Annotated in this window: 19 protein-coding genes; 11 read left to right on the top strand and 8 right to left on the bottom strand. The window is 69.9% G+C overall.

Features of this window, described 5'->3' with window-relative positions:
- Positions 1–173: 173 nt before the first annotated feature.
- Complete coding sequence (locus ACFWP5_RS00925) at positions 174–1,127, top strand: ribose-phosphate diphosphokinase (protein WP_384148506.1); 954 nt, start codon at positions 174–176, stop codon at positions 1,125–1,127.
- Positions 1,128–1,182: 55 nt separating this feature from the next.
- Positions 1,183–2,376, top strand: a complete 1,194-nt coding sequence (gene tuf, locus ACFWP5_RS00920) for an elongation factor Tu (RefSeq protein WP_384148504.1) — start codon at positions 1,183–1,185, stop codon at positions 2,374–2,376.
- Positions 2,377–2,391: 15 nt separating this feature from the next.
- Here tuf and ACFWP5_RS00915 read toward each other — a convergent pair whose 3' ends face one another.
- Both ACFWP5_RS00915 and ACFWP5_RS00910 read right to left on the bottom strand, forming a co-directional pair.
- A complete protein-coding gene (locus ACFWP5_RS00915; protein ID WP_384148655.1) occupies positions 2,392–2,772 on the bottom strand; it encodes an anti-sigma factor antagonist in 381 nt (126 codons plus the stop codon).
- A gap of 223 nt (positions 2,773–2,995) precedes the next feature.
- A complete protein-coding gene (locus tag ACFWP5_RS00910; RefSeq protein WP_384148502.1) occupies positions 2,996–3,445 on the bottom strand; it encodes a MarR family winged helix-turn-helix transcriptional regulator in 450 nt (149 codons plus the stop codon).
- A 115-nt stretch (positions 3,446–3,560) separates the two neighbouring features.
- Here ACFWP5_RS00910 and ACFWP5_RS00905 point away from each other — a divergent pair, with 115 nt between their 5' ends.
- Positions 3,561–5,015 (top strand): aldehyde dehydrogenase family protein, encoded by a 1,455-nt coding sequence (locus ACFWP5_RS00905; protein ID WP_384148500.1) that lies wholly within the window; start codon positions 3,561–3,563, stop codon positions 5,013–5,015.
- Between the two features lie 69 nt (positions 5,016–5,084).
- Positions 5,085–6,191 (top strand): NAD(P)-dependent alcohol dehydrogenase, encoded by a 1,107-nt coding sequence (locus tag ACFWP5_RS00900; RefSeq protein WP_384148498.1) that lies wholly within the window; start codon positions 5,085–5,087, stop codon positions 6,189–6,191.
- A gap of 27 nt (positions 6,192–6,218) precedes the next feature.
- Here ACFWP5_RS00900 and ACFWP5_RS00895 read toward each other — a convergent pair whose 3' ends face one another.
- Positions 6,219–7,169 carry an NADP-dependent oxidoreductase gene (locus ACFWP5_RS00895; protein ID WP_384148496.1) on the bottom strand — a complete coding sequence of 317 codons (951 nt, stop codon included), beginning with the start codon at positions 7,167–7,169 and terminating at the stop codon, positions 6,219–6,221.
- 71 nt (positions 7,170–7,240) lie between these two features.
- On the opposite strand from ACFWP5_RS00895, the gene ACFWP5_RS00890 reads away from it, so the two are divergent.
- On the top strand, positions 7,241–8,188 hold the full coding sequence (locus ACFWP5_RS00890) for a GlxA family transcriptional regulator (protein ID WP_384148494.1): 948 nt from the start codon (positions 7,241–7,243) through the stop codon (positions 8,186–8,188).
- Between the two features lie 56 nt (positions 8,189–8,244).
- Positions 8,245–9,072, top strand: a complete 828-nt coding sequence (locus ACFWP5_RS00885; RefSeq protein WP_384148492.1) for a hypothetical protein — start codon at positions 8,245–8,247, stop codon at positions 9,070–9,072.
- 7 nt (positions 9,073–9,079) lie between these two features.
- On the opposite strand, the gene ACFWP5_RS00880 is transcribed toward ACFWP5_RS00885, so the two are convergent.
- Positions 9,080–9,643 (bottom strand): TetR/AcrR family transcriptional regulator, encoded by a 564-nt coding sequence (locus tag ACFWP5_RS00880; RefSeq protein WP_384148490.1) that lies wholly within the window; start codon positions 9,641–9,643, stop codon positions 9,080–9,082.
- On the bottom strand, positions 9,640–10,002 hold the full coding sequence (locus ACFWP5_RS00875) for a DUF1304 domain-containing protein (RefSeq protein ID WP_384148488.1): 363 nt from the start codon (positions 10,000–10,002) through the stop codon (positions 9,640–9,642). Before ACFWP5_RS00875 ends, ACFWP5_RS00880 begins: the two co-directional genes overlap by 4 nt.
- Positions 10,003–10,260: 258 nt before the next feature.
- On the opposite strand from ACFWP5_RS00875, the gene ACFWP5_RS00870 reads away from it, so the two are divergent.
- The 5 genes from ACFWP5_RS00870 (at position 10,261) to ACFWP5_RS00850 (ending at position 14,713) form a co-directional block, all read left to right on the top strand.
- Positions 10,261–11,979, top strand: coding sequence for an ATP-binding protein (locus ACFWP5_RS00870; protein ID WP_384148486.1), 1,719 nt, complete (start codon positions 10,261–10,263; stop codon positions 11,977–11,979).
- Positions 11,976–12,386: a roadblock/LC7 domain-containing protein gene (locus tag ACFWP5_RS00865; RefSeq protein ID WP_019057749.1), complete on the top strand. Its 411-nt coding sequence runs from the start codon at positions 11,976–11,978 to the stop codon at positions 12,384–12,386. Before ACFWP5_RS00870 ends, ACFWP5_RS00865 begins: the two co-directional genes overlap by 4 nt.
- Entirely contained in the window at positions 12,383–12,754 is a 372-nt protein-coding gene (locus ACFWP5_RS00860; RefSeq protein ID WP_033278903.1) for a DUF742 domain-containing protein, read from the top strand. Before ACFWP5_RS00865 ends, ACFWP5_RS00860 begins: the two co-directional genes overlap by 4 nt.
- A gap of 112 nt (positions 12,755–12,866) precedes the next feature.
- Positions 12,867–13,454, top strand: a complete 588-nt coding sequence (locus ACFWP5_RS00855) for an ATP/GTP-binding protein (RefSeq protein ID WP_384148653.1) — start codon at positions 12,867–12,869, stop codon at positions 13,452–13,454.
- Entirely contained in the window at positions 13,451–14,713 is a 1,263-nt protein-coding gene (locus ACFWP5_RS00850) for a cytochrome P450 (RefSeq protein ID WP_384148483.1), read from the top strand. The genes ACFWP5_RS00855 and ACFWP5_RS00850 overlap by 4 nt, the downstream gene beginning before the upstream one ends.
- Positions 14,714–14,842: 129 nt before the next feature.
- On the opposite strand, the gene ACFWP5_RS00845 is transcribed toward ACFWP5_RS00850, so the two are convergent.
- The 3 genes from ACFWP5_RS00845 to ACFWP5_RS00835 all read right to left on the bottom strand — a co-directional run bounded on the left by ACFWP5_RS00845 (position 14,843) and on the right by ACFWP5_RS00835 (position 19,194).
- The gene (locus tag ACFWP5_RS00845; RefSeq protein WP_384148481.1) at positions 14,843–15,874 is read right to left on the bottom strand and encodes a 7-epi-alpha-eudesmol synthase; all 1,032 of its coding nucleotides are present in this window, start codon (positions 15,872–15,874) and stop codon (positions 14,843–14,845) included.
- 178 nt (positions 15,875–16,052) lie between these two features.
- The gene (locus ACFWP5_RS00840; protein WP_384148479.1) at positions 16,053–17,684 is read right to left on the bottom strand and encodes an amidohydrolase; all 1,632 of its coding nucleotides are present in this window, start codon (positions 17,682–17,684) and stop codon (positions 16,053–16,055) included.
- 19 nt (positions 17,685–17,703) lie between these two features.
- Complete coding sequence (locus tag ACFWP5_RS00835; protein ID WP_384148477.1) at positions 17,704–19,194, bottom strand: APC family permease; 1,491 nt, start codon at positions 19,192–19,194, stop codon at positions 17,704–17,706.
- Between the last annotated feature and the right edge of the window lie 103 nt (positions 19,195–19,297).

Genomic DNA, 19,297 nt, shown 5'->3' with positions numbered 1-19,297 from the left:
TCGTCCAGTGGGGAAGCTGGTGGATTCCGAGGAGTCGGCGCATCTGGGGCTCCTGACATGCGGGGGAGTACGGGCGCCGCCATCATGGCTCACGGGAGTGGGCGGTACGCAAGCCGTTTTCGCGGGTCAGTAGCATGAGGCACGGCCGGGAATGATCATGCGAGGAGCAGATCGTGCGAGACATCGCCGTGTTCAGCGGGAGTGCCCATCCCGAGTTGGCCAAGGAGGTCTGCGCGCATCTGGATGTACCGCTCAGCCCCACCCGGGTCAGCCGGTTCGCCAACGACTGCCTGGAGGTACAGCTTCAGGCCAACTGCCGGGAACGGGACGTCTTTCTGATCCAGCCGCTGGTCAAGCCGGTCCAGGAGAACCTCGTAGAACTGCTGTTGATGTGCGACGCGGCGCGCGGTGCCTCCGCCGGGCGGATCACCGTCGTCATGCCGCACTACTCCTATGCCCGCTCCGACAAGAAGGACGCCCCGCGCATCTCGCTCGGCGGCCGGCTGGTCGCCGACCTGATGGTGGCGGCGGGCGCGAGCCGCGTCCTGGCGATGACCCTGCACTCGCCGCAGGTGCACGGCTTCTTCTCGGTGCCGGTCGACCATCTGCACGCACTGCGCGAACTCGCCGCGCACTTCCGGCAGTACGACCTCTCCCGCACCACCGTCGTCTCCCCGGACCTCGGCAACGCCAAGGAGGCCGCCGCGTTCGCCCGGCTGATCGGCGCCCAGGTGGCCGCCGGAGCCAAACAGCGGTACGCGGACGACCGGGTCGTCATCAGTTCCGTCATCGGCGACATCGCCGACCGGGACGTCATCGTCCTGGACGACGAGATCGCCAAGGGCAGCACCGTGCTCGAACTCCTGGACCGGCTGCGGGACTTGGGGCCGCGCTCGATCCGGGTCGCCTGCACCCACGGCCTGTTCGCGTCGGGCGCGCTCAAGCGGATCGGGGAGCAGCCCGACGTACTGGAGATCGTCTGCACCAACACCGTGCCGGTGCCCGAGGAGGAGCGCACCGAGAAGCTGCGCATCCTGTCCATCGCCCCGGCGCTCGCCGAGGCCGTACGCCGCATTCACAACGGTGAGTCCGTCAGCGCCCTGTTCGACGCGCCGCCGAACGAATAGACATGAGGGGACGGAGCAACGCTCGGCATCACCGAGGTGATCAGGAGGACTCGCCGTGGCGAAGGCGAAGTTCGAGCGGACCAAACCCCATGTGAACGTCGGCACCATCGGTCACATCGACCACGGCAAGACCACGCTTACGGCGGCCATCACGAAGGTGCTGCACGACCGGTTCCCCGACCTCAACCCCTTCACGCCGTTCGACCAGATCGACAAGGCGCCCGAGGAGCGGCAGCGCGGCATCACGATCTCGATCGCCCATGTCGAGTACCAGACCGAACACCGGCACTACGCACACGTCGACTGCCCCGGGCACGCCGACTACATCAAGAACATGATCACCGGCGCCGCCCAGATGGACGGCGCGATCCTGGTCGTCGCGGCCACCGACGGACCCATGCCGCAGACCAAGGAACATGTGCTGCTGGCCCGGCAGGTCGGCGTCCCGTACATCGTCGTCGCCCTCAACAAGACGGACATGGTCGACGACGAGGAGATCCTGGAACTGGTCGAGCTGGAGGTGCGGGAGCTGCTCACCGAGTACGAGTTCCCCGGCGACGACCTCCCGGTGATCAAGGTGTCCGCGCTCAGGGCCCTCGAAGGGGACCCCGAGTGGACCGCCTCGGTGCTTGAACTCCTCGCCGCCGTCGACGAGTTCGTGCCCCAGCCGGTACGGGACGTCGACCGGCCGTTCCTGCTGCCGATCGAGGACGTCTTCACCATCACCGGGCGCGGCACGGTCGTCACCGGACGGATCGAGCGCGGGGTGCTGAAGGTCAACAACGAGGTGGAGATCATCGGCATCCACCCGCAGAAGACCCGGACGACCGTCACCGGCATCGAGATGTTCCGCAAACTCCTCGACGAGGGCCGGGCCGGCGAGAACGTCGGACTGCTCCTGCGCGGGGTCAAGCGCGAGGACGTGGAGCGCGGGCAGGTCGTCATCAAGCCCGGATCGGTCACCCCGCACACGGAGTTCGAGGCCCGCGCCTACATCCTGTCCAAGGACGAGGGCGGCCGGCACACGCCCTTCTTCCACAACTACCGCCCGCAGTTCTACTTCCGCACGACGGACGTGACCGGTGTGGTGACCCTCCCGAAGGGCACCGAGATGGTCATGCCGGGCGACAACACGACCATGCACGTCGAGCTGATCCAACCCATCGCGATGGAGGAGGGGTTGAAGTTCGCGATCCGTGAGGGCGGGCGCACAGTGGGCGCCGGTCAGGTCACGAAGATCCTCAAGTAGCCCTCGCCGAACGGCTCATAACGTGCCGGACGTGGCCTCGGGCTGCCCCAGGGCCGCGTCCAGCGTCGGCTGCGGCGGCAGCAGCCGGTTGAGCCCGGTGACCCGCAGGATGCGCAGGGTCAACGGGTGGGTGCAGACGAGATGCAGCCGCCCGTCCCGTTCGAGTACCCGCTGGCGGGCCCGGAACAGCAGGCGCAGTCCCGAGCAGTCGAAGAACTCGACCTGCCTGAGGTCGATCACGATCCGCGCGCGGGGCCGCGCCGTCACCCGGTCCAGATACGGCAGGATCTCCGTCGCCGCGGCGATGTCGATCTCCCCGCGGAACTCCAGGACCGTGAACCCGCGGTCCCGGTGAATCCGCAGATGCCGGGTCAGCGGCGCGGGTTCCTGCTGCACATCCACTTCGCCTCCAACCGGCCCTCGGTGAAGCGGGGTTGAGCGTAGAAGCGCTCCCCGCCCTGCAAGTTACCCTCGATGGAGTGAATTTGAGCATGTTCGATTGACATATGTCTTCGAATCGAGCCAGAGCTTTCTGTGATGTGCGCGGCAGCCACGGACCGGCGCACGCCCGGGCTTGCGGGGCGGCGGACGTCAGGACCTGAGCCGGCGGACCTCAGGCCTACGACAGCGCGTGCCAGGCCTTGGAAAGCGACTGCCGGAACTGCTCACTCTGATGTGCCGTGAGCTGGGCGACCATCCGCTCCTCCAGGTCCCGCACCGGCCCGGCGCACCCCGCCAGCAGCTCCCGCCCCTCCTCGGTCAGCAGGATCAGCAGCTCGCGACGATTCCGCGGGTTGCGCTCCCGGCCGATCAGCCCGCGTCCCTCCAGGGAGCGAACCAGATCGGCGATGGACTGCGCGGTGACGAAGGAATCCCGGGCCAGCTGCGCCGCGGACAGGCCGTCGTGTCGCTCCAGGACCGTGAGCGCGGTGTACTGGAGTGCGGTGATCCCGTACGGCTTGACCAGCTCGTCCAGGCGGGAGCGGACGACCAGCTCCACCTGCTTGACCATGTACAGCAGGGACGGGGGTGCCTTCGTCGCTTGCGTGCCCACCACGGATTCAGCCATGGATTCAGCCTAGAGCATTGACAGGAAACCTGTCTGTAATGAGACTGCGGACCAGACGAGAAATCAACAGGAATCCTGTTGGTTGAAATCTTGGCAACGATGCTGAGGAGTGGCGATGAGCGCCTTCGAGATCGAACCCGGCCGCCTGTTCGTCGGGGGCCGGTGGTGCGAGGCCGCCGACGGAGCGCGCACCGAGGTGGTCGACCCGTCCCGGGGCCGGGTGCTCACCACGGTCGCGGAGGCGGGCCCCGCCGATGTGGACGCCGCCGTCCGCGCCGCCCGCGAGGCCTTCGACAGCGGCCGCTGGTCCGGACTGAGCGGACGTGAACGCGGCCGGATCCTGCACCGCGTCGCCGAGCTGATCCGCGAGAACGCCGACGAACTGGCCCAGTTGGAGAGCCTGGACGTAGGCAAGCCCATCACCCTGTGCCAGGCCGTCGACGTGACCAACGCGGCCAACGACTACGAGCACTACGCCGCCCTCGCCTACTCCCTGGACGGTGCCACCCGCGACACCCCGCTCAACGCGCTCGCCTACACCAAGCGCGAGCCCCTCGGCGTGGTCGCCGCGATCACCCCCTTCAACTTCCCGCTGATTCTGGCCGGTTCGAAACTCGCCCCCGCCCTCGCGGCCGGCAACACCGTGGTCCACAAGCCCGCCGACGAGACCCCGCTCAGCGCCCTCTACATGGCCGGCCTGCTCCAGCGGGCGGGCGTCCCGGACGGCGTCGTCAACGTCGTCACCGGCGCCGGACCGGTCGCAGGCGAGGCCCTCCTGCGGCACACCGGCGTTGACAAGATCGCCTTCACCGGCTCCACCGCCGTCGGCCGGCACGCCGCGAGCGTCGCCGGCGAGAACCTCAAGCCCGTGACCATGGAACTCGGCGGCAACGCGGCCCACCTCGTCTTCGAGGACGCCGACCTGGAGAAGGCCGTCGGCGCGGTCATCAAGGGCTTCGTCTTCAACACCGGCCAGTTCTGCATGGGCGGCCCGCGTCTGCTGGTCGCCCGCCCCGTCTACAGCACCCTTCTCAACATCCTCGCCGAGGCCGTCCCCGGCGTACCGGTCGGCGACCCCCGGCTGCCCGAGACCGTCGTGGGCCCGATGGCGGGGGAGAAGCACCTGCGGAAGGTCGAGGAGTACGTCGACCTCGCCCGCAAGGAGGGTGGCCGCATCGTCTGCGGCGGCGAACGGCTCGACCTGGACGGCGGCTACTACTACAAGCCCACCGTCATCGCCGACCTCGCCAACGACTCCCGGGTCGTGCAGGAGGAGATCTTCGGCCCGGTCCTCACCGTGCAGCCCTTCGACACCGAGGACGAGGCCGTCGAACTCGCCAACTCCACGCCCTACGGCCTGGCTTCGGGCATCCAGACCGGCAACCTCGCCCGCGCCCACCGCATCGCCGACCGGCTCCAGGCGGGCATCGTCTGGATCAACGACTGGGCGATGCTCGACCCCAACATCCCCTTCGGCGGCGTCAAGGACTCCGGCTTCGGCCGCGAGTACGGCCCCGAGGGCCTCGCCGCCTACACCCGGACCAAGTCCGTCGTCGTCTCCCTCGACTGATCACGCCCGTCAACTCGACTGACCCCGCTCGTCAACTCAACTGATCATGTTCGCCAAGGAGTTCGTACGATGTCCACCACCACGCGCGCGGCCGTCGTCGAGTCGGGCGGCGCACCCTTCACCCTCACCGATGTCGAACTGGCCGAGCCGGGACCGCACGAGGCGTTGGTGCGGGTCGTCGCAACAGGCCTGTGCCACACCGACCTTGGAGTGGCGAGCGGCGGACTGCCCTTTCCGCTCCCGGGAGTTCTCGGTCACGAGGGCGCCGGTGTCGTCGAGGAGGTCGGCTCGGCCGTCACCGGTGTCGTACCCGGCGACCATGTCGTGCTCTCCTTCACGTCCTGCGGCGACTGCCGCAACTGCCGGGGCGGGCACCCGGCTTACTGCGCGACCTGGTTGCCGCTGAACCTCATCGGCGGCCGGCGTGCCGACGGCAGCAGCACCATCAGCCGCGACGGAGAGCCCCTCGGCGGGCACTTCTTCGGTCAGTCCTCGTTCGCCGAGCGGGCGTTGGTCGACGAGCGTAGCCTGGTGAAGGTCGACCCGGACGTGCCGCTGGAGTCGATCGCCCCGCTGGGCTGCGGAGTTCAGACGGGAGTCGGCGCCGTCTGGAACGTCCTCAAGCCCCGGCTCGGCGACACGATCGTGGTGCTCGGCGCCGGCGCCGTCGGCCTGTCAGCGGTGATGGCCGCCGCGCTCACCCCCGCCACCCGGATCATCGCCGTCGACAAGGTCGCCGAACGCCTGTCGCTGGCAAAGGAGTTGGGGGCAACCCACACCGTCAACGCGGGCGAGGCCGACCTCGGCGAGACCCTCGCGGTACTGACCGACGGCCAGGGAGCCGACGGCATCGTCGAGACGACCGGCAATGTCGGCGTCCTCCGCCAGGGCGCCGACGCGCTCGCCGCCCGGGGCACGCTGGTCGTCGTAGGGGCGCCGCCGTTCGGCAGCGAAGTCGCCCTGGACGTCAACGGGTTGCTCCCCGGAAAGCGGATCGTCGGCCTCACCCTCGGTGACAGCGAGACGCGGAGCTTCATCCCCGCGCTCGTGCAGTTGGTGAAGGAGGGACGGCTTCCGTTGCACCGCCTGATCAGTACCTATCCGTTCGCGGACATCGACCAGGCGGTGCGGGACATGAGCGCGGGCAAGGCCATCAAGCCGGTACTCACCTTCTGACTCACCAGCCCGTGCTCACCTTCTGACTCAGTCGACGGTCAGCACCAGCTTGCCCGCGGTGCGGCCGGTGGCGCCGAGCGCGTGTGCCTCGGCGGCATCGGCCAGCGGGAACGTCCCGGCGATCGTCGCGCGCAGCTTGCCCGCCTCGACGAGTTCCGCGATCGCCTCCATGTCGGCGCGATCGGCGTCGACGAGCATCCGGACCGCCCGCACACCGAGCCGCTCGGCCTCCTCGTAGAAGTCCGGCTTGCCCATCGGCACGATGGAGACCACGATCCCGCCCGGACGCAGCACCCGCAGCGACTTGAGCGCGGTGTCGCCACCGAGCATGTCCAGAACGACGTCGACGTCCTTCACGGCCTCGGTGAAGTCGGTCTCCCGGTAGTCGATCGCCTCGTCGACGCCGAGCTCGCGCAGGAAGTCGTGCTTGGCCGCGCTCGCCGTGCCGATCACATACGCGCCCCGCGCCTTCGCGATCTGCACGGCCACATGCCCGACCCCGCCGGCCGCCGCGTGGATCAACACCCGCTGCCCCGGCTGGACTTCGGCGTTCTCCACGAGGGCCTGCCACGCGGTCAGCGAGACGAGGGGCAACGCGCCCGCCTGGACGTGGTCGATCCCGGCCGGCTTGTGGACGAAGGCGCGGGCCGGGGCGGCGACGTACTCGGCGTGCGAGCCATGGCCCCACGGGTAGGACAGCATCCCGAAGACCTCGTCGCCGGGCGCGAAGCGGGCGACACCGACACCGACGGCCTCGACGACGCCGGAGACGTCCCAGCCGAGGGTGAACGGCGGCTCGCCGAGGAAGCCTCCGGTGGCCCGGTGCTTCCAGTCGGTGGGGTTGAGCCCGGCGGCACGGACCCGGACGAGGATCTCGTTGGCACGCGGCGCGGGCCGCTCGACCTGTACTTCTTCCAGGACCTCGGGACCGCCGAGGACGTGCTGGGTGATGACGCGCATGGTGTTCACAGTGCTCATGGTCAGTCAGCCTGCCGGGTCCCGCACGACAAGGAAATGGCACGATGGCCAACCTTCGATAGAATCGTGCCATGCAGCATGTGGAACGGGTCGTGGTCCTGGCGCTCGACGGCGTCTACCCCTTCGAGCTGGGCATCCCCAGCCGCATCTTCGGCGCGGCCGACGGTCACTACGAGGTGCTGACCTGCACGGTCGACGGCCGTCCGGTGCGCACCAACGCCGACTTCTCGGTCGCGGTGGAGCACGGCCCCGAGATCCTCGAAACGGCGGACACGGTCGTGGTCGCCTCCATGGCGACCCCGCGCATCCCCACCGGGCTGCCCACCGAGATCGCCGACGCCCTCGCCCGGATCCGGCCGGACGCGCGGATCGTCTCGATCTGTACGGCCGCCTTCGTGCTCGCCGCCGCCGGTCTCCTCGACGGCCGCCGCGCCACCACCCACTGGCAGGTCGTCGACCGCTTCCGGGCCCTGTATCCGCGGGTCGACCTGGACCCGGACGTGCTCTTCGTCCAGGACGGCCGCATCCTCACCTCCGCCGGCGCGGCCTCCGGAGTCGACATCTGCCTGCACATCGTGCGTACGGACCACGGCAGCGAACTCGCCAACGCGGTCGCCCGCAGCTGCGTCGTCCCGCCGTTCCGCGACGGAGGCCAGGCCCAGTACATCCAGCAGCCGGTGCCCGACTGCGCGGTCACGAGCACGGCCGCCACCCGCGACTGGGCCCTGACCCGCCTCGACGAACCCCTCGCCCTGACCGATCTCGCCCGCCACGCCGGCATGAGCCTGCGCACCTTCGCCCGCCGCTTCAACGACGAGGTGGGCCTCAGCCCCGGCCGCTGGCTGATCCAGCAGCGGGTCACCCGCGCCCGCGACCTCCTGGAGGCCAGCGACCTGTCGGTCGACCAGATCGCCGGCCGCGTCGGCTTCGCCACGGGCGCGTCACTGCGGCAGCATCTGCACGCGGCGATCGGGGTCTCCCCGCAGGCGTACCGGCGTACGTTCCAGGAGACCCGCTGAACCCCAACGTTTTGGCCCGCCCGCGCGTCGTAGGAACAAGACGCGAGGGGGCAGGCATGCGCAGAGGGCTCGCAGGGGTCGCGGTACTGGTGGCCGCGACGGCGGTGGGATGCGGGACCGGGGGCGGGGCAGACGTGGTGGTCGCGGGCACACGGCCGGCCACGCCCTACGCCGGACCGCTGTACGTACCGGCCACCGACTCCGACGAGTCGGGTGCCGCCGGCCGGGCGCTGGAGTGCGACGGCAAGATGTACGCGGGCGGCGACGCCGAGACCTGGAGCAAGGGCGACGGCGGCAAGACCCCCGAGGGTGGCCTGCGGGCGTACTTCGACATCGAGCAGCCTGACGTACCCCGCACGGGTTATCGCGTCGAGCGCGAGGCGGACGGGCGCGTCCTGTTCTCCTTCGATGTCGGCGGCCGTACGAAGGTCGCCGTCGTCGTTGCCAAGGACGGGAAGGACAGGCCGGGTTGGGGCCCGGAGACCAGCGCGTCCTGCGACCCGGCCGAACTCCCGGCGAGCTTCACCAAGGCGCACGGATACGAGATCTGGACCGACGAGGACGGACACCGCCTGCCGACCACGGTGGTGAGCAGTTCGGTCGGTGCCGCGCACTGCGACTGGCAGAAGGCGCACTTCCTGGAGACCGGAGACGGCAAGAACGGCAGACTGTACGCGCGCGATCCGGAGGGGGTGCTCGAACCCGCCATGCTCACCGCCTCCTACGACGGTGATGTCCGCATGCCGGCGAGCGCCCGCGACACCGGATACCGGTACCACGACTGGCAGTTGTGGCTCACGGCCGACGCGTCGACGGCGTACGTCCGCACGCCCGACGGCGTGCAGGCGTGGCCCTTGGTCAAGGACAGCGCGCGCTGCATGTGAGCGTCCGTCACCGGCTCATGTGCAGGGCGACCAGCAACTGCCATACCTGGTCGGCGATTTCCTCCGCCGTGCCCTCCAACAGCCCGTGCAGCCAGTCGGCGAGGACCCCGCCGAAGGTCCCGGCGACGGCCGAGGCGACCAGCGGGGCGTCCGCCGCGCCCGCGAGTTCACGCTCGCGGAGGCTGTAGGCACGCAGGTCCCGGTGCAGGACCCGGCCGAGCGGGCCGCCGCCGCCCGGGCTCAACAGGGCGCGGTACAGGGCCGCGTGGGGGAGCAGCCCGGCGAAGAACTCCGGCAGCGCGGGCGGCGCGTGCACCGGGTCGGGCTGCCCGCGCCACGCGTGCAGTGCCTCCACCGCCTCCCGTACGACGTCCGCGCAGGCGTCGACCGCAAGCGCTTCCAGGCCGTCGTAGTGGACGTAGAACGTGGCCCGGCCGACCCCGGCGCGGCGCGCCAAGGCGGCGACGCCGACCTCCTCCAGGGGGCGTTCGGCGCACTCGTCGAGGAGGGCCTGGCGCAGCCGCGCCCGGGTGCGGGCGGTTCGCCGGTCCTCGGGCTCGGCGCGGCTCACCGGGCGATCAGGACGGCGGCCAGGGCCAGCGCGCCGGGCAGCGCCTGGGCGAACAGGATGCGCCGGTTCGCCGTCACCGTGCCGTAGACGCCCGCGATCACGACGCAGCTCAGGAAGAACACCTGGGCGCGGAAACCGGTCGGGTCGGCGGCGAGCAGGCCCCAGATCAGACCCGCGGCGAGGAAGCCGTTGTACAGGCCCTGGTTGGCGGCCAGCGGTGCGGTGGCTCTGGCCATCTCGGGGTCGAAGCCGTGCAGACCGCGCCCGGGCTTCTTCTCCCACAGGAACATTTCCAGCACCAGGATGTACAGATGCAGCGCGGCCACCAGTCCGACCAGCACGTTCGCGAGCGTTTCCATGATCGATCGACTCCTCGTCATCTTGGACAGGTGTCTACTGTAACTGGACGCATGTCCATGTTCAGACTTCTCGGAGAGTGACGGAACCCTCACTTCCGCACCGCCTTGAGGTTGATCTTTTACGGTTCAAACCCGATAAGCTCCCGTGCGGCGCAGCGAGTTGACGTGATCGTGACCGGTCGGCTCGTGGTGCGTCCTCCTGAGTGCGGTCTGACCTCGCACGCCCCCTGTTCGTTCGTGTCGCTTCGAAGGATGCAGATGGAACTCGCCACTCCGCCACCGGCGGCGCGGGCACCTGTCGCCTGGTACAGCTGGTGGCTGATGCCGCTGGCCTTAGGAGGCGGGACCGTTGCCGCCACGTTCATGAGCTCGGAGCGAATAGCCGCGACCGCGGCCGGAGCGGCGGCCACGGTGGCCAGTGCCGTGTGCGTACGACTGCTCGTCCGCACGCAGGCTCAACTGCGCCGTTCCGAAAGCGGTTTCCGCACCTCGCAGGCCGAGCACTCCCAGCAGTGGCAGCAGCATGTGGCGGGCTTGGAGCGGAAGTTCAGCGCCGAGCGCGCCACGCTGGAGGCGCAGCTGACCGAGCACTCCGGTGTCTACGAGACCCGGCTCGCCGACCACTCCGGCGCCTACGAGGCCCAACTCGCCGAGCAGGCACGGGCGTACGAGGAGCGGCTGACCGGGCAGGCCACGTCCTACGAGGCGCAGCTCGCCGACCAGGCCGAGGTGTGGCAGGAGCAGCTGGCCCACCAGCTCGCCGCCGTCGCCCGCCTCGCCGACGAGCAACTCCCCGAAGCGCTCACGCAGTTGCGCGCGGGTGACGCCATCGACGACCTGCTGCCGGTCGCGAGCCAGTGCGCGAAGGTCAGTGCCGAGCTCCAGGCCGAACTGCGCAAGGTGCTGCGGATCTCGCTCATCGGCGTCGAGGAGGAGTTCAACCGCTCCACCGCCGCAGAGCAGGCCGTCATCAGCATCGGCAGCCGCATCCACGTCCTGACCAGCAAGCTCCGCGGCCGACTGCACGAACTGCAGGGCGAGCACGGGCGGTTGCCCGCCGTCGCCCGCGGTCTGATGGAGCTGGACCAGGAGATCGGCCCCGCCGACTGTCTCGCCGCGAGCGTCGGCGTGCTCGGCGGCTCGGACCGGCCCGGCCGGCAGTGGCAGGAACCGCAGCGCCTGCTGAGCGTGGTGCGCGGCGGCATCGGCCGGATCAAGGACTTCCACCGGGTCGACGTACGCCAACTGCCCGAACTCGGCGTCGACGGCGGTCTGGTGGACCACCTCACGCTGATCTTCGCCCACCTCCTGGACAACGCGGCCCGCTACTCGCCGCCCACCGAGCCGGTGATCGTCTCCGGCAAGGAGGTGCCCAACGGCGTCGGCATCGAGATCCAGGACTCCGGCAAGGGCCTGAGCGAGGAGTCCAAGCGCGAGGCCGAACACGCCCTCGCCGGCACCGGCGCGGGCCCCGGACTCGGCGGTGTCTCCGAGGACGCCAGCATCGGCCTGCGTGTCGTCGGCACCCTCGCCCGCCGCTACGGCATCCGCGTCACCTTCGCGGACTCGCCCTGGCTCGGCACCTCGGTGGTCGTCGTGGTCCCGCACAAGTACTTCAGCCAGTTGCCCGCGGCGGCCGTCACCGGCACCCCCTCGTTCCAGGCCGCCGCGACGGCCGCGACCGCGACGGCGAGCCGCGGCACCGCCGTCGCCCAGACCCCGGCTGAGACCGTCGAGGCGGAGGACACCACGCCCGGCGGGCTGCCCAGGCGCCGTAGCAAGCGTGGCGAGACGGCGCGGCCCCAACCGGCCGGACGGACCGCGGAGATGGCCGTCTCCGCCGTGCCGCCCGACGCCTCCTTCACCGGCCTGGCGGCCTTCGCCACCGCCGGACGGGAGGCCCCGGGGGAGGAACCGGCGTCTGCAGGCCGCGAGTTCACCGAGCACAGCACTGAAGAGAGCGACGAGTCCACATGACGCAACAGGGAACCGACGTGAGCTGGGCGCTCCGCGATCTGGTGGAGAGCATCCCGGAGATCCGCTTCGCCCTCGTGGCCTCCAGCGATGGCAAGGCGATCACCTCCTTCGGCGCGGAGGACCCCGACGACGTGGACCGCTTCGCGGCCGTGGTGGCCGGCCTGCAGGCGCTGGCCCAGCCGGTCGCCGAGCAGTTCCCCAAGTACGCGGGGCAGTTGCGGCTGGCGATGATCGAGGTCGACGGCGGCCATCTCTTCGTCGTCCGCGCGGGTGTGGAGACGTATCTCGGCGTGCTGGCCCGCGAGGGCCTCGACCAGGGCCTGCTCGGACACCAGATGCGGGACCTGGCCCGCAGGATGGGTGAACTCCTCGGCACCACCGCGCGCCTGGAGGAGCACTCTGGATGAGTGCTCCCCGCCGGCCGATCGACCCGTCCGGTCTTGAGCGTTACTACGTCCTCACCGGAGGGCGCAGCGGACCGGGCGGTTCGGCGTCGAGCCTCGACGTGGCGACCCTCATCGTCTCCCGGGCCGCCCCCGTACCGGGCATGCAGCACGAGCACGAGGAGATCCTCCGGCGTTGCCGCGAGCCGCTGTCGGTGGCCGAACTCGGCGCCCACCTCGGACTGCCCTTCAACATTCTCGCGGTGCTGCTGGCGGATCTGCTGGAGGCAGACCGCGTCGAAGCCCGTGACCCCATCCCGGCGCACGGCGCCGGTCGCGGGCCCGACCTCGCGCTCCTTGAGGAGGTACTCAGTGGACTTCAAAGGCTTTGACCATCCCGGCTCCCCGGCCGGCGCCGAAAGGGCGCGTCGGGGTCGAGAGGACGAACGGACGGAGGCCCGAAGGGCTGAGCACGATCGGCCTCTCGACCCCGGCTTCGGCGCCCTGGAGGCAAGCGTCGAAAAAGGTGTCACCCGCTCGGTGAAGGTGATGATCGCCGGCGGTTTCGGCACCGGGAAGACCACGATGGTCCGCTCGGTCAGTGACATCAAGCCGCTCACCACCGAGGAGACCCTCACCCAGGCGAGCGCCGGCGTCGATCACCTCATCGGGGTGACCGACAAGACGCAGACCACCGTCAGCCTCGACTTCGGCAAGATCGGCATCAACGACGAGCTGGTCCTCTACCTGTTCGGGACCCCGGGCCAGGAGCGGTTCTGGTTCCTGTGGAACGGTCTGTTCAAGGGTGCCCTCGGCGCGGTGGTCCTCGTCGACACCCGCCGACTCGCCTCCAGTTTCCGGGCGATCGAGGAGATGGAGCGGCAGGACGTCCCGTTCGTCATCGCGCTGAACGTCTTCCCCGACTCCCCGGAGCACCCGGTCGACGAGATACGGGACGCCCTGGACATCTCCCCGGACATCCCGGTCGTGGCCTGCGACGCCCGCGACCGCTCCTCCAGCCGTGACGTACTGGTCGCGCTGATACGGCACTTGAAGGAACGCTCGGCCGTCGTCGCACTGGAGCCCCGATGACCGACCAGACCGACCAGACCTTAAACGGCCCCGATGCTCCGAGGGGTTGCCCCGTCGCCCACGGGTCGGGTGACGACCTCACGCGACTGTACGGGCCGGACGCGGCGACCGATCCGCGCGGCATCTACGAGCGGCTGCGCGAGCAACACGGCTCCGTCGCACCGGTGTTGCTCGAAGGTGACGTCCCGGCGTGGCTGGTCCTCGGGTACCGCGACAACCGGCGGGTGCTGGACAGCCCCCGCCAGTTCAGCCGGGACGCGCGGATCTGGCGGGACTGGCGGGAGGGGCGGGTCGCGGACACCTCGCCGATCATGCCGATGGTCGGGTGGCGTCCGGACTGCGTCTCGCAGGACGGCGAACCGCACCGTCGGCTGCGCGGCGCGGTGACCGACGGGCTGCTGGCCGCGGCCGGCCGCGGTGTCCGGCGGCACGCGACGTACTTCGCCAACAAGCAGATCGACGCGTTCGCGGACACCGGTCGGGCCGATCTGGTGGCGGACTACGCCGAGTATCTGCCGATGCTCGTCCTCACCCGCATCCTGGGGCTTCCCGCGGCGGACGGGAACCGGCTGGTGGAATCCAGCGCGCAGGTCCTCAAGGGTGGCGAAGACGCCCTGCTGCACAACGACCGCATCATCGAGATCCTCGGTGAACTCGCCGAGCGCAAACGGGCCGAGCCCGGCTCTGACTTCACCACCGCGCTGATCGAGCATCCGGCGGGGCTCGACGCGGAAGAGGTCGTCATGCATCTGCGGCTGGTGCTGATCGCCGCGCACACCACTACCAGCAACTTGTTGGCGCGGGTCTTGCAGCGGATCCTCACGGATGCCTCACGGCTTTCGGGGCTGGTCAGTGGGCAGTTGACTGTCTCGGCCGTTGTCGAGGAAGTCATGTGGGACACCCCGCCGTTGGCCGTTCTGCCGGGGCGGTTTGCTACGGCGGATCTTGAGCTCGGGGGGCATCGGATCGAGGAGGGTGACCTGCTCGTCCTTGGGCTGACCGCCGGCAATGTTGATCCTGAGGTTCGGCCTGATGCGGGGGTTTCCGTGCAGGGGAACCAGTCGCATCTGGCGTTCAGTTCGGGGCCGCACGAGTGTCCGGGGCAGAGTATCGGGCAGGCGATTCTTGAGGTCGGCGTGGATGTGTTGCTGCATCGGTTGCCGGGGTTGCGGTTGGGTGTGGTGGCGGAGGATCTGACTTCTACGGCGTCTACGTGGGAGTCTCGATTGGACTGTCTGCCAGTTGAGTTCGCGGTGTGAGTCGGTAGTTATTCGTCCGCGGGCGCGTTGGGGCTGGTCGCGCCCACGCGGCGGAGCCGCAAATCGATACAGCCCCGCGCCCCTAAAAGCGAGCTGCCCGGCCCCTTGGCCGGGCAGCTCGCCCCCGTCTCACACCGCCAACAGATCGTCCACCGAGCCCTTGCCTGCCAACTCCGCTTTCGCTGCCGGGCCTTCCTTCGACGCCGTGTAGCGGCCCGACACGAGCGCCCACTCGTAGTTGCCGTTGATCCAGTGCTGGATGGCCTCCACGCCCTGGCGGACCCGGAGGCGTTCGTCCTCGTCCAGGCTCAACTCGTCGCACATCTGCGGGACTTGGGATTCCAGTTCGAGGTACTCGGCCAGGCAGGCGTTCGTCATGCGGTACGCCTCTTCGGCCGCCGCCTCCCACGACAGGTCGCGGTCCCGGTGGAGCACGGCTATCAGGTTGTGGCCGTCGCCTCGGCGGCGTTCGCGTTCGAAGGAGTGGATGTCGTTCATGAAACCGATGGTGTCGGCGGCCAGGTCACGCATGCGTTCCATCAGCGGGTGTGCCTGAACCTGGGCCGGGACTTCGAAGCCCCGGCTGCGTTCGCCGGCGTCGATGCTGTGGTGGATGCCGACCGTACGGCGCCGGAACTCCGTGTACTCGTCGAGGTCCAGTGTGCCCGCGATGCCCCGGGCCGCCAGGTCGACCTCCTCGCAGTGCGCCACCAGGAACCGCCCCCAGGACGCGGCGAACCGGGTCCGCCACGTCAGGGACATGCCATCCGAAAGGTGGTCCCAGACCTGCGCCCAGGCCACGGTGATCGGGCAGACCACCCGGGGCCTGCTGCCCGCCGGACGCAGGGGCGTGACGATCAACTCCCGCGCCACCTCCAGTATCCGGTCGGCGCGGTCGGGCCTGCTCGCGTCGAACTGGTCGTCGAAGAGGAACGCCAGCGAGAACCAGTTCATCAGGACGACCATGTCCGCGGCCGACGCGTGCGGATAGGTGCGGGCCGCGGCCTGCGGGAGATCCCACGACCGGTACTCCTCGAACCCGGCCTGGCTGCGTACCAGGCCCATGTCCCAGATCCAGCGCAGATGACGGGCCCGGGCGTACTCCAGATGGTCGCTGACGGGGGTGTCGAAGGGGAGGTCGAAGGTGACGTCCTGAGGCATGCGCTTCCTTTCGGGAGACGGAACACTGAGTCCCCCCACTGCGAGCGGGCGGTCCGTTCGACCGCCCGCGCCCTCGAACTACGCTTCGTGGTGCGAAAGTTGGACCTAGAAGCGGTTACGAGGCTGCCCAGAGCCTAGATGATCTACACCGTGCCCCGATCGTGATCCCCGTTACTGCTCACGCCTCCTGAGCTGCGTACACTCCCGTCCCTCCCACATAAGTAAGCGCTACCTGCGTCTCCGCGATCTCCTCCGGCGGACCGGCGAACGGATCGCGGTCCAGGACCACCAGATCCGCCAACGCCCCGGCCTCCACCCGGCCCGTTTCGTCGAGATGGTTCGCGTACGCCGAACCCGCGGTGTACGCCGTGATCGCCTCCGCGAGATCGAGACGCTCGCCCGGCAGGAACACCGGTCCCGCGCCCCCGGGTTCGATCCGGTTGACCGCGACATGGATGCCCTGCAGCGGGTCGGGACTGCTCACCGGCCAGTCGCTGCCCGCCGCGAGGGTGGCCCCGGAGCGCAGCAGCGCCCCGAACGGGTACTGCCACAGGGCCCGTTGGGGCCCGAGGAACGGAATCGTCAGCTCGTCCATCTGCGGTTCGTGCGCGGCCCACAGCGGCTGGATGTTCGCCACCGCACCGAGCCGTACGAACCGCGCCACGTCGTCCGGATGCACCACCTGAAGGTGCGCCAGATGCGGCCGGGTGTCACTCGGCCCGTTGGCCGCCCGTGCCGCCTCCACCGCGTCCAACGCATCCCGTACGGCCCGGTCGCCCAGCGCGTGGAAGTGGCACTGGAAGCCGAGCGCGTCCAACTCGGTGACGTACTTGGGCAGGTGCCCCGGGTCGATGAAGCTGGTGCCCCGATTGGCCGTCGCGCAACCGCACTTGTCCAGGTAGGGATCGAGCAGGGCGGCGGTGCCGGTCTCGGCGACCCCGTCCAGCATCAGCTTCACGCTGCTCGCCCGGAACCGGCCGTGACTCAACGCGGCCCGCCGCTCGACGAGTTCGGGGATCTGCTCGGCCCCGCGCTCCCGGTCCCACCACAGCGCGCCGACGACCCGCGCGGTGAGCGAACCGCCCCGGGCGGCGGCGAGATACGCGTCCGACGGGTCGTCCATCCCCAGGAACTCCCCGACCAGCGCGTCCTGCCAGGCCGTGATGCCGAGCGCGTGCAGATGCCGCTGGGCGTGCAGCAGCGCGGCGAGCCGGTCGGCCTGCGTGGTCGGTGGCGTGAGGCGTCCGACCAGCTGCATCGCGCCCTCCTGAAGCGTCCCGGCCGGCTCGCCCGACGCGTCCCGCTCGATCCGTCCGTCCACCGGGTCGGCCATGTCCCGTGTGATGCCCGCGAGTTGCAGGGCCCGGCTGTTGACCCAGGCGCCGTGATGGTCCCGGTTGGGCAGATACACGGGCCGGTCCGGTACGACCGAGTCCAGCAACTCCTTCGTCGGCGTACCGCCCTCGAACGCCTCCATCGACCACCCGCCCCCGGTGATCCACTCCCGCTCGGGATGCGCGTCCGCATAGGCCCGCACGGCGGCGATCGTGTCCTGCGCCGTCTTGGCCCGCGTCAGATCGCACTGGGTCAGCTCCAGCCCCGCCGGCACCGGATGCACATGCGCGTCCTGGAACCCGGGCAACAGCAACCGCCCCGCCAGATCGACGACTTGAGTGCGAGGCCCGGCAAGGTCGTGCACCTCGGCATGGCCTACGGCGGTGACGCGGTCGCCGGTGACGGCCACGGCGGTCGCGGTGCGGCCCTCGGGGGTGAGGACAGGGCCGTTGGTGAAGAGGAGGTCTGCGTGCATGGTTCGTATCCTTGCGGGGTTATCGAGAGGTGGCGAGGAGCTGCGGTGCGTCGGCGTCGGTGCCTTCGCCCGAGTGGAAGTACGGGGACCTGCGCACCCACTTCGCCCACGCGGCGGCCAGGAAACCGGACGCGATCATCGCCAGCGGGGTGAGCAGCAGGAACCAGCCGTTGTCCGCGCTGACTTCGAGGTGGTCGGTGGACGTGTAGAAGGACCAGCAGAGGTAACCGCCGAGCCCCAGCAGGGTCAGGGCGCTCAGTGTGGGCAGCACCACCGCGCGCACGCCCTGCCGCCAGTCCTCTCGCAACAGCGAGCGGAACCGCACGGCTGCCGCGAGGGCGGTCAGCGCGTAGGAGAGCGCTACGACGATCCCCACGGCGTTCACCGTCGCCATGATCATGTCGGCGAGACGGGGTATCACCAGCGCCAGTGCCGCAACTGCCGTCGCCAGCGCGCCGATCAGCAGGGTGCCGAGGGCCGGAGTGCCGTAGCGGGAGCTGACCTTGGACCAGACCGGGCCGAGGGTGCGGTCGCGGCTCATCGCGAACATGCCGCGGGCGGTGGGGATCACGCCGGCCTGGAGCGATGCGACCGCCGAGAACATCAGCGCGACCAGGGGGAGAGCGGCCAGCGGCTGGGAGGCGAGGCGGTCGCCGAAGTACGCCAGGCCCTGGGCGCCGTGGCCCGCCAACTCGTCCTCGGACAGCACCCGTTGGAAGGCGATCGAGCCGAGCAGGAACAGGCCCAGCATCGTCACCAGGGTGATCAGCCCGGCCCGGGACGCGTCACGCGGGTCGCGCACCTCCTCGTTCACGGTGAACGCGGCCTCGAATCCCCAGTAGCAGAACACCGACAGCAGCAGGCCCTGAGCCAGCGCCGACGCCGAGGGGATCGCGAACGGGTCGAACCAGCTCAGGCTGAAGGCGTGCGGGCCGGTGACGATGCCGTATCCGCAGAAGCCGAGCAGGACGACGTACTCGAAGATCAGCAGTCCGGTCTGGAGGCGGGCGGCGGTGCGGACGCCGGTGACGGCGGTCAGGGTGACGGCGATCAGGACCACGATGCCCACGGCGGTCGTCTGCGCCGTCGAGCCCGGGTCGAGGGCGAGGCCGCCCGCCTCGTGCACTCCGGCCTCCCCGGCGAGCTGGATCATGGCCGAGCCGGTCACCGCCGTGGTGTACGCGAGGAACGCGATCGTGGCGACGATGTTCACCCAGCCCACCAGGAAGCCCAGCCACGGCGTGAGTGAACGGCCCACCCACACATAGCCGTTGCCCGCGTTCGGCTCCACCCGGTTGAGCCGGGAGTAGGCGCCCGCGATGCCCAGGATCGGCAGGAACGCGAGCAGCATGATGGCCGGCAGATGCAGCCCGACCACCCCGGCGGTCACTCCCAGACCGATGCCGATGCTGGTGGTCGCGGCCGTGCTGGAGGCGGCGATGGCGACGCCGTCCAACAGGCCGAGGGACTTGCGCAGTGCGGGCCCCGACGGGGGTGGCGTGTCGTTCATGGCGTGCTCTCCGCTCGCACCGGGGGGCCCGAACGGCCCCGGTGAACGCACATGAAACTGCCCGCGCGCTTAACAGGTCAACGGTGTTGTCGTAAGGTGCGGG

Origin of the sequence: Streptomyces sp. NPDC058469, from assembly GCF_042721125.1 — a bacterium.
Lineage (GTDB): Bacteria > Actinomycetota > Actinomycetes > Streptomycetales > Streptomycetaceae > Streptomyces.
The sequence above is the reverse complement of the archived record's forward strand: the minus strand, read 5'-3'. Positions and strand labels throughout refer to the sequence as shown.